The organism is uncultured Murdochiella sp., assembly GCF_902488755.1.
GTDB lineage: Bacteria > Bacillota > Clostridia > Tissierellales > Peptoniphilaceae > Murdochiella.
On sequence record NZ_CABTXF010000043.1, the window covers coordinates 1 to 9,882 of the forward strand.

The following is a 9,882-nucleotide window of genomic DNA, read 5'->3' on the forward strand; positions in this document are numbered from 1 at the left end:
CAGGTGGTTAGAGCGCACGCCTGATAAGCGTGAGGTCGCTGGTTCAAGTCCATTCAGGCCCATAGAGATCCTACACCGCATGGTGTAGGATTTTTCTTTATGCAAAAAGAAAAGAGGACGCCTTCTCTCAAAAACGCTATTTTTCTAAGAGTTGTTTTTCCGAAAGTAGGCGTTTAGCGCATAGAAAGCAGGTCGCGGACGAGCTGATGACAGTTTTGTGCAAAATAGCCTTCCGCAGAAGAAAGCGTGAGGAGAGGTTGGGGAAGCGGTGGAATGGCGCAATCTTTTGCATAAGATGGGCTAACCGCGGCGATGCGCACTGTATTGCCAGAAGAGGCTTTTGTCTCATGCAAAGGCACCTGCGTGTTTGTCGTGTTGTCGTTTAGGACGGTTTCGTTCAAGGATGTGTCAAGATGATGGATGGGAATAATGCAGTGTAAATCCTGTTCCGTCCAATGCAGAGCGCCGAAGCTGTTTTCGAAGTGCCTTTCCGGACGTGCCGGAAGTTCTGTACGATAGTGCAGAGTAGCCAGATCGCCTTTAAGCGCTATACGTTCGAGAGAGGCGCTAAGGGGTGATTCCAACTGTAGTTGCTTTTGCAGGCGTTGAAAAAAGGGGAGAAGAAGACTGAGCTCGTCCACATCCTCCTGGTTGTGCAACAGAACGGCATTCTTTGCCTCCGGATCGGTAAGGTGCTTGCCGAAGAGGGCAATCTCCTTGCCAGTGTACGGATCACGGCGCACCAACCCTGCTGCGCTTGCCAGTGTGCGTAGACGGAGATTGGGAAGGCGGAAGAACAAACGGCGGGGACGAAGATAGGAAAACCAGTCCTGCGAAAGAATCGACGGAAAGGGTATGCCATGCACAGCAAAACGTTCTTGCAAAAAGGGCAAATCAAAGTGATCGCCATTGTAGGTAATGAGGGTTTTACCGGCAAAATAGGGACGAGCGTTCTCTAAAAGATTCCCTTCCTCTTCGCGAGAAGAGATGAGCCATTGGCGAAATTCTTCGGCGGTACGGATGCCCAAGAGAAAGACGAAGTCGCTTGTCTTTCGCAGCCCGGTCGTTTCGATGTCCAAAACAGCGCTTTGCGGAGGTACGTGTGTTGAGGATTCACTTTTTTGAATGGTTTCCAGCATGGGCGCTCCTTTTTCCGTAGGATGAGATATCGCCGTTTCGACCTTGTATCTCGTCTTTCACCTTGTATAGAATAGGGAAGACGTTACGTTTCCGGCGAAGGACACGAAGCGATATTTTTGGTGTCGTTCGTCTTCAGTATAGCCAACGCATCCTTGCGTGGAAAGGATTCTATGATTTATTTCGATCATGCTGCCACAACGCCGGTTCTTCCGGATATTGCACAAGTGGTCACAGAAGCCTTGCAACAGCAATGGGGAAATCCCTCATCGCTGCACCGCCTTGGTTTTCAAGCGGAAAAAGCCATGGAAGCAGCCCGTCAAACAATAAGTACTTTGCTGGACGCGCCCGAAAAAAGTCTGCTTTTCACATCGGGTGCCACCGAAGGCATCAACACGGTGATGCGCAGTGTCCTCATGCAAGCGCTCCTCAACCGAGAGCGTTCTGCAACATTCTCGGATGTAGCATATCCTTATCATGGAAGAGGTGCGCAGAGAGCGTGTGCAGCGGAAAAATGCCAGAGCAATATTGTTCTAACGTCCGTAGAACATGCAGCGGTTTTTGAAACGGCACAGATTTTTGCTTCTTTTGGCATTGCCGTGCGTATGCTTCCTGTGGATGACAAAGGGCAAATCGCCCTTTCGGATGTCGAACGTGTTGTCGATGAAAAGACCCTGCTTGTGGCAGTTATGCATGTCAACAATGAGTTGGGAACAATTTTTCCGATTGAGGAAGTAGGAAAAATCGTGAAACGTCAATCCCGTGCGCTTTTTCTGGTGGATGGGACGCAGGCGTTGGGAAAGATGCCCCTTCATTTCTCATCGATTCCCTGTGATGCCTATGTCGCCAGCGGCCATAAAATTCACGCACCCAAGGGCGTTGGATTGCTTTATGTTCGCCCCGATACGGCACTATTTCCCCTTTTGACCGGTGGAGGGCAAGAAGGGAATCGACGTTCCGGCACAGAAAACGTACCGTATATTCTGGGGCTTGCCGAAGCGTTGACGCAGATGGAAGCGCATCGGGAAGGAGAACGGTTTGATCCGCATGTGGTCGCTATAGCCCGACGGGTGCGCGAGAGGGCGGAATCCTTGCCGGACGTTCGTATCAATAGTCCGCAGGAAGGTAGCCCTTATATTTTGAACTTTGCTGTGGCAGGAATTAAAGCGGAGGTGCTTCTGCATTTTATGGAGCGAGAGGAGATGTATCTCTCTTCGGGTTCTGCTTGTAGCAAAGGCAAGGTCAGTCGAATCCTGCAAGCCATCCATTTGCCGGAGAAGTACCTGGACGGGGCGGTTCGCTTATCATTTGGACGGGAGAATCGGCTTGACGAGGTGGATCCGTTTTTTGATCGACTGGAAGAGTCCATTCGGCAAATTCGCCAAATTACAGGAGGAAAGGCATGAACGAAAACACAAACATCGGTATGCAGCCGGTAGTTTCCGTTTCCTACGGGGAGCTGGTTCTTAAAGGAAAAAATCGAGGCATGTTTGTGGCAGCGATCAAGCGTCACTTGCATCGTGCTTTGCAGGGCATTCCTGTGATAGAAGAATTTGAACAATTCGGTAAATTGTTTTTTGTTGTTCGCGAAGAGGATGTGGCAAAAACCGTTGCCGCTTGTCAGCGCGTCTTCGGTTTGCTGTATGTGACGCCGGGACTGCGTGTTGCCTGTGAAGAGCAAGCCATTCGCGAAGCGTGCCGCAAACTGATGGCGGAGAAGATCGCAGAAGATACCACCGATAAAACACCAACCTTTAAGGTCAAAGTGAAGCGAAGCAATAAAGCGTTCCCCATTCCGTCTCCAACCTTTGCCGCGACAGTGGGCGATTGGATGCTGACGGATTTTCCCGGTCTTGCCGTGGATGTGCGTCATCCGCAAATTATGCTTGCGGTTGAGCTTCGTGAAGATGCCTTTGTTTCGGTCGATCGCTATGAAGGAGTGGGCGGTTTGCCGGCGGGGTCGGGTGGTCGCGGTCTGCTTCTTTTATCTGGAGGCATTGATTCGCCCGTTGCCGGATACGAAATGGCGCGACGCGGATTGGCGTTGGGCGCAGTGCATTTTCATTCCTACCCGTTTACGAGTGAGCGTGCACAGGACAAAGCGAAGCGCCTAAAAACGCAATTGGAACGTTCTGTCGGACCGATGCGGCTGTATATGATTAATCTGGTGAAGATTTATACCGCAATTGCACAAAATTGCCGAAAAAAGAATACGACGCTGTTGTCGCGCCGTATGATGATGCGCATCGGTGATCGTCTCTGTGAACGCTTCGGCTTTGATGCTTTACTTACCGGCGAAAGCCTTGGACAGGTTGCTTCGCAAACCGTTCAGGGCATTCATGCAGTAAATAATGCGGCATTTCATCCCATTCTACGTCCATTAATTGCAACCGATAAGACAGAAATCATATCGGTTGCCCGAGGTATAGGGACATACGACCTTTCTATTGAGCCGTATGATGATTGCTGTTCGCTCTTCGCACCGGAACACCCCAACACCCGACCGAGCTTACAGCAGATTCTGGAAGATGAACGGCATCTGGATGTAGAAACCTTGGTGAAAGAAGCGATGGAAACGTTGGAGATTGCCGAGTGAAGAAGCAATCAAAGCGTTTTTTGTCCTTCGAACTCTTTCTGTCGTAGCAGAGCACACAAATCAAGAAGGAAGCGCCCCTCTTATTTCCATTTCGTCGTAAAACGTGAAATAAGAGGGGCACTTTTGTGTGTTTCGATCAATCATCGTTGCAAGACGGCTGAAGAATCCGCTTGTGGTGTGAATGTAGGCTACTTCAACAGCTTCTTTGCCGCAGTTAGGGCTGCGTCGTAATCCGGATGCTCGGTGTTTTGTTTGACGTATTCCACGTAGGTGATTCGGTTTTCGCCGTCCAAAACGAACACCGAACGGTTGAGGAGCATGAGCTCATCAATCAATACACCGTAGGCTTCGCCGAAAGTGCGATGTTGATAGTCCGATGCCACGATGGCATTCTCGATGCCTTTTGCAGCGCAAAAGCGTTGTTGCGCAAAGGGCAGATCTACCGAGACGGTCAGAACAACAACTTTGTCGCCCAATTTTCCGGCTTCTTCGTTAAAACGGATGGTTTCCAATTCACATACCGAAGTATCTACCGAAGGAACCGCAACGAGAAGTTTTACCTTGTCGCCAAGATCTGCTAAATGCAGGGGGCTCAAGTCCTGCTTGACAAGGGTAAAGTCGGGAGCAATTTCTCCGGTAACCAATTCCTTGCCGTGTAATGTCAGGGGCGTATCCCCCATTTTATAGCCTGTTCTTGTCATGTATTTTCCTTTCTTTTCGAGAGTGTCGTTTTGTCCGGTGTTGATGTAGTGGCAGGAAACGGGCATGACGCACAACCCGTAAAGGCTGCTCGTCATGCCCGAAAAGGGTGCGCCTGCGTGCTTGGTAAGATTAGGGAGGCTCACGCCAAAATCAAAACGATGTTTTAGAAAACGATGAGCATCAATGCGCCTGCCAAGATAATACTTAGGATGACACGTTCAACCCAGATGAGAAGATAGTCGCTGAACTTGATCGGAATATCCGTACCCATCATGCAGGGGATAGAGGCCGAGAAGAACAGAATCTCGGAAACGCTGACGATGGCAACCAGCATACGGGTGGCAATCGCCATGCCTTCTCCGGCAACCAGCGGAGCAGGCAGAAGCATTTCGGCAATACTCAGTGACAGCGCCTTTGCGGTCAGTTGGGCTTCCGGAACTTGCAACAAAGCCGTAAAGGGATAGAAGATATAGCCGATAATATCGAAGACCGGCGTATAGGTCGCAATGAGAAGACCGGTCATGCCGACGCCAAGAAGCGACGGAGCGATATTAAGCGCCATCTTGAAGCCATCAATGAAGTTCATCTTAATGACTTCTAACAGCGACGGTGCCTGATGATACGCAGTCATGGCTTCTTCCATAGCATTGTGGAGCGTAATCTTTTTGCGCTCTTCTTTGACCGCCGGTTTTCCGGAGAAGTACATATCTTTCTTTTTACTTAACGGGAAAATGCGAACGGTAATTGCAGTGACGATAAAGGTGATGATGAGTGTTGCCCAGAAATAGAAGAGCCAATGATCCATCAGATCCAGCGTCTTGGCAACGATAATCATAAAGGTTGCCGAGACCGTAGAGAAGCCGGTCGCGATGATGGCAGCCTCTTTTTGCGTATAGCCGTCTTCGCGATAGACGCGGTTCGTGATGAGAAGTGCCAACGAGTAGCTGCCGACAAACGAGGCAACGGCATCGACGGCGCTGCGTCCCGGCGTTTTGAAGACCGGGCGCATGACCGGTTCCATAAAGACGCCGATAAATTCCATCAGACCGAAGCTGATTAAGAATGCCAGGAAAATCGAACCGATGGGGACGATAGTGGTTACCGAGACGAGAATGGAATTATAAATCATGGGCAGCATTCCTTTTTCATGCAAAGCGGCAGGACCCCAGCCGGTGAGCTGCATGACCAGAAATACAGCGGATACAAGCTTGAGAGCGAAGAAAATCTTGCGCACCACGCCGCCTTCCCATTCTTTGCGCTTGATAGCATACGCCAATCCTGCCACAATCATGATGGTGCCGAAGATAAGACCGTAATTCGGAATGCCTTTGATGGCATTGACAATGTGATCGATGGGAATGGTCTTTTTCCCACCGAATTCAATCGGCACAAAGAACATAAAAATGCCGAACAGGGAGTACAGGACGAAAAGACAGACATCTTTCGCCGTCCATTTGGTGGTGTTCATAATTTCCTCCTTCTACAGTAAACATTGCAATAAAACCAAGAGCTTTACGATAAAGTTCTTTCTCTACTATTATACTCATCCTCTAAAAAAATGAAAACGATTGGCAAAAATAATCGAGCAAAAAAGTTGGCTTTTATGCCAATGCAAAGGAGAAGTTTTTTGCAGGCGGAGGATTTGCGCAAAAAACGAAAATAAGTCGCTTTTATTGTTTTTGGCGTTTGCTTTTCTGCTAATCTTACATAAAATAGGAAGGACTGTAGAGACAGGTAACGGGGAACGCCCAGAAAGGAACTGCATTGAAGCAAATTCAACTCAAGAAAATCAGCAAGTCCTTTGATGCGCTGACGGTATTAAAGAATTTTGATCTGACGATTGAGGATGAAGAATTTTTGACGCTTTTAGGTCCGTCCGGATGCGGAAAGACCACGATTTTGCGCATTATTGGCGGATTTGAAGAACCGGACAGCGGTCAGGTTCTCTTTGAGGGAAAGGACATTACCCACATACCACCGCATCAACGTCCGTTCAATACCGTGTTTCAACAATATGCTCTTTTTCCGCACATGAATGTCGAAGAAAACGTGGGTTTCGGCTTACGGATGAAAGGCATCGAAAAAGAGGAACGACAAGATCGCGTAGAGCGGATGTTGCGTCTGGTTAATCTTTCCGGCTACGGCAAGCGTCGGGTGGATCAGCTTTCCGGTGGACAGAAACAGCGCATTGCCATTGCGCGCGCCCTGGTGAATGAACCAGAGGTTCTGCTTCTGGACGAGCCGCTTGGCGCACTGGATCTCAAACTGCGCAAAGAAATGCAGGGCGAATTGAAACGTATGCAGCAGGAGTTGGGCATAACGTTTATTTTTGTCACCCATGATCAGGAAGAAGCCCTTACCATGTCCGATCGCATCGTCGTCATGAATGGCGGTATCATTCAACAGATGGGCGATCCCAAAGATATTTATGATGAACCCCAGAACCGTTTTGTGGCGGATTTTATCGGGGATTCCAATATTGTTGAAGGTGTCATGCACGCCGATTTTGACGTGAGTTTTTCCGGCCATCGTTTTGTCTGCGTGGACAAGGGTTTTGCGCCGGAAGAAGCGGTCGATATCGTGTTGCGTCCGGAGGATTTGGAACTGGTTTCTCCGGAGCAGGGAATGCTCGTTGGAAAGGTCGAGAGCTGTCTTTTCCGCGGCGTGCATTATGAGATGGAAATTGATGTGAACGGCGAGTGCTATAAAAGCCAGAGTACAAAGGCAATGGAAGTCGGCAGTCGCGTAGGCATCGTCATTGCTCCTGATCTCATTCAGGTGATGCACCGTTCCTCTCCGCAAGGAGTAGAGAGATGAAACGATATCGTCGTTTGAGTGCTCCCTACCTGCTTTGGGCGGTGCTTTTTGTACTGATTCCCATGGGGATGATTTTCTACTATGCGTTGACCACGGCGGACGGTCAGTGGACACTGGAAAACATGCAGCGCTTTTTTGCCGGCAATGCGACCAAAACATTGGCAAAATCGCTGCGTCTGGCGTTTGTTTCCACCATCATCTGCTTTGTTTTGGGGTATCCCATGGCGTATTTTATGGCACAAGCCAAAGCGCGCATTCGCCCCATGCTTTTGATGCTCGTAATGATTCCGATGTGGATGAATTTTCTTTTGCGCACCTATGCCTGGATTACCATTTTGTCGCGCGGTGGCATTCTGAATACCTTCCTGACCGGTTTAGGACTTGCGCCGACGGACTTGCTGTATACCGAGACGGCAGTCATTTTGGGCATGGTCTATAACTTTTTGCCGTTCATGATTTTGCCCATTTTTACGTCGTTGGAAAAAATGGATCCTGCCCTTTTAGAGGCGGCGGATGATTTGGGTGCGAATAAGAGACAGACGTTTTTGCGCGTGACGTTGCCGCTTTCTCTTCCCGGTATCGCGTCCGGCTTTTCGATGGTTTTCATTCCGGCGATAGCAACGTTTGAAATTACGTCGCTCTTGGGCGGGAATAAGACCAACCTCATCGGAAACGTTATTCAACAACAGTTTACGGTTACCGGAAACTGGCAATACGGCTCTGCCATGGCCATGATTTTGATGGTCTTCTTGGTACTGTCACTCTTTTTTGGACGGGAAGAAGAAACCCATGCACAAGGGAGCGTCGTCACCGCGCAGGATTTTGCGCTGGCGGCGGAAGAGCAGGAGGAGGTAGGCGATGTCTAAAGGTCTTCGACGACTGTTTCTCTTTTTGCTCTATGCCTTTCTTTATGCGCCCATCGTGGTACTGATTGTCTTTTCTTTTAACAGCGGACAGACGCGCGGCGCGTGGGAGGGATTCTCCCTGCATTGGTATCAGTCGCTGATGCACAACAAAGAGATTTTGAATGCCCTAAAGAATACGGTGTCGATTGCGATTCTGGCGACGCTTTTTGCTACGCTCATTGCTACTTGCGGAACGATTGGCGTGTATTGGTTTTCGCGTCGCCATCGTGTCGCCCTTCATCTGATTAACCAGGTGATTGTACTCAATCCCGATATTGTGACCGCGATTGGCTTTATGGCGCTTTTCGGTTTTTTGCAAATGACTCCGGGATATCTCACCATTTTGCTGTCGCATATTGCCTTTGAGATTCCCTACATCGTGCTGTCCATCCTGCCGCGGCTTAAGCAGATGCCGCCGGAATTGGCGGAAGCGTCGATGGATTTAGGCGCTACGCCTTGGCAGACATTGCGCTATGTTATCGTACCGTTTCTGAAAAGTGGCATTATTTCCGGTGCCTTGATGGGTTTTACGATGTCCATTGACGACTTTGTGATTACGTTCTTTAATGCTGGAAATGGCGTGGAAACGGTGTCTACGCTGGTATATTCCATGGCGCGCCGTGGAATTAATCCAGAGGTAAACGCATTGTCCGCTATGATGTTTGTCGCCATGTTCCTTTTGCTTCTGGTGACCAACTGGCGCAGTATCCACGGAAAGGAGATGCAATGAAACGCATGCGAAACTTGGTTTTTACGGCGCTTGCGCTCCTGTTTTCCGTGATGCTTTACGGATGCGCGCAAGGACGGGAAAATAAGGAAACAAAGCAGCAGGTCAACGTATATAACTGGGGCGAATATATTGACCCGGAACTCGTTCATCGTTTTGAGGAAGAGACGGGCATTGATGTAATCTACTCCAATTTTGCGACTAATGAAGACCTGTATGTCAAGCTCAAAAACGGGGGAACAACCTATGATGTGATTGTTCCTTCCGAATATATGATGCAGCGTATGGTGCAGGAAGAGATGCTGCTTCCGTTGGACTATGCCAATATTCCTAACATGCAATACATAGACGATTCTTTTCTGCATCAGGCGTTTGATCCAAAGCAGCTTTATTCTGCTCCGTATTTTTGGGGCACGGTGGGCATCCTCTATAACAAGAAAATGGTACATGAACCGGTAAACTCTTGGGATATTCTCTGGAATCCGCATTATGCACGCCAAATCATCATGCTGGATTCTTCTCGCGATTCTCTGATGGTTTCGTTGGTTCGTTTGGGCGCTTCTGTCAATTCCACCAATCCCAAGGAGCTTATGGCGGCGAAGGAAGATTTAATTCGTCAATATCCACTGGTGTATGCGTATCTCATCGATGAGATTCGTGACCTGATGATTAACGGAGAGAACGCTTTGGCGGTGATGTATTCCGGTGATGCGTATGCCGCGATGCAGGAAAATCCCGATCTGGATTTTGTAAATCCGCCGGAAGGCGGCAACCTCTGGTTTGACGTGTTTGCCATTCCCAAAGGGGCAAAGAACAAGGAAAACGCGGAAAAATTCATTAATTTTATGCTGCGACCGGATGTCATGGCACAGAATGCAGAATGGGTGGGCTATTCTCTTCCGAGTGAGGCAGGACGAGCGCTTTTGCCAGAAGAAACGCGCAACTCACTGGTGGCGTATCCTGACCCGAAGGCATACGAAAAATACGAAGTCTTTGAA

The 9,882-nt window shown here is 49.1% G+C and carries 9 protein-coding genes; 6 read left to right on the forward strand and 3 right to left on the reverse strand.

The genetic code is table 11. The annotated features are described in order from the left end of the window. Positions 1 to 173: 173 nt before the first annotated feature. On the reverse strand, positions 174 to 1,139 hold the full coding sequence (locus RDL68_RS05140) for a ribonuclease H-like domain-containing protein (RefSeq protein ID WP_308540609.1): 966 nt from the start codon (positions 1,137 to 1,139) through the stop codon (positions 174 to 176). Between the two features lie 171 nt (positions 1,140 to 1,310). Here RDL68_RS05140 and RDL68_RS05145 point away from each other — a divergent pair, with 171 nt between their 5' ends. Both RDL68_RS05145 and thiI read left to right on the forward strand, forming a co-directional pair. Continuing rightward, the gene (locus tag RDL68_RS05145; protein ID WP_308540610.1) at positions 1,311 to 2,543 is read left to right on the forward strand and encodes a cysteine desulfurase family protein; all 1,233 of its coding nucleotides are present in this window, start codon (positions 1,311 to 1,313) and stop codon (positions 2,541 to 2,543) included. Then, positions 2,540 to 3,733 (forward strand): tRNA uracil 4-sulfurtransferase ThiI, encoded by a 1,194-nt coding sequence (thiI, locus tag RDL68_RS05150; protein ID WP_308540611.1) that lies wholly within the window; start codon positions 2,540 to 2,542, stop codon positions 3,731 to 3,733. Before RDL68_RS05145 ends, thiI begins: the two co-directional genes overlap by 4 nt. Before the next feature lie 188 nt (positions 3,734 to 3,921). On the opposite strand, the gene tpx is transcribed toward thiI, so the two are convergent. After that, a complete protein-coding gene (gene tpx / locus RDL68_RS05155; RefSeq protein WP_308540612.1) occupies positions 3,922 to 4,434 on the reverse strand; it encodes a thiol peroxidase in 513 nt (170 codons plus the stop codon). Positions 4,435 to 4,598: 164 nt separating this feature from the next. Further along, entirely contained in the window at positions 4,599 to 5,903 is a 1,305-nt protein-coding gene (locus RDL68_RS05160; RefSeq protein WP_308540613.1) for a YjiH family protein, read from the reverse strand. Positions 5,904 to 6,199: 296 nt separating this feature from the next. Here RDL68_RS05160 and RDL68_RS05165 point away from each other — a divergent pair, with 296 nt between their 5' ends. The 4 genes from RDL68_RS05165 to RDL68_RS05180 form a co-directional block, all read left to right on the forward strand. Then, a complete protein-coding gene (locus tag RDL68_RS05165; protein ID WP_308540614.1) occupies positions 6,200 to 7,252 on the forward strand; it encodes an ABC transporter ATP-binding protein in 1,053 nt (350 codons plus the stop codon). Further along, positions 7,249 to 8,118 (forward strand): ABC transporter permease, encoded by an 870-nt coding sequence (locus tag RDL68_RS05170; protein WP_308540615.1) that lies wholly within the window; start codon positions 7,249 to 7,251, stop codon positions 8,116 to 8,118. Before RDL68_RS05165 ends, RDL68_RS05170 begins: the two co-directional genes overlap by 4 nt. Next, complete coding sequence (locus tag RDL68_RS05175) at positions 8,111 to 8,887, forward strand: ABC transporter permease (RefSeq protein ID WP_308540616.1); 777 nt, start codon at positions 8,111 to 8,113, stop codon at positions 8,885 to 8,887. The genes RDL68_RS05170 and RDL68_RS05175 overlap by 8 nt, the downstream gene beginning before the upstream one ends. Further along, on the forward strand, positions 8,884 to 9,882 hold a 999-nt coding region (locus RDL68_RS05180), incomplete at its 3' end, for an ABC transporter substrate-binding protein (RefSeq protein WP_308540617.1). The genes RDL68_RS05175 and RDL68_RS05180, both read left to right, overlap by 4 nt.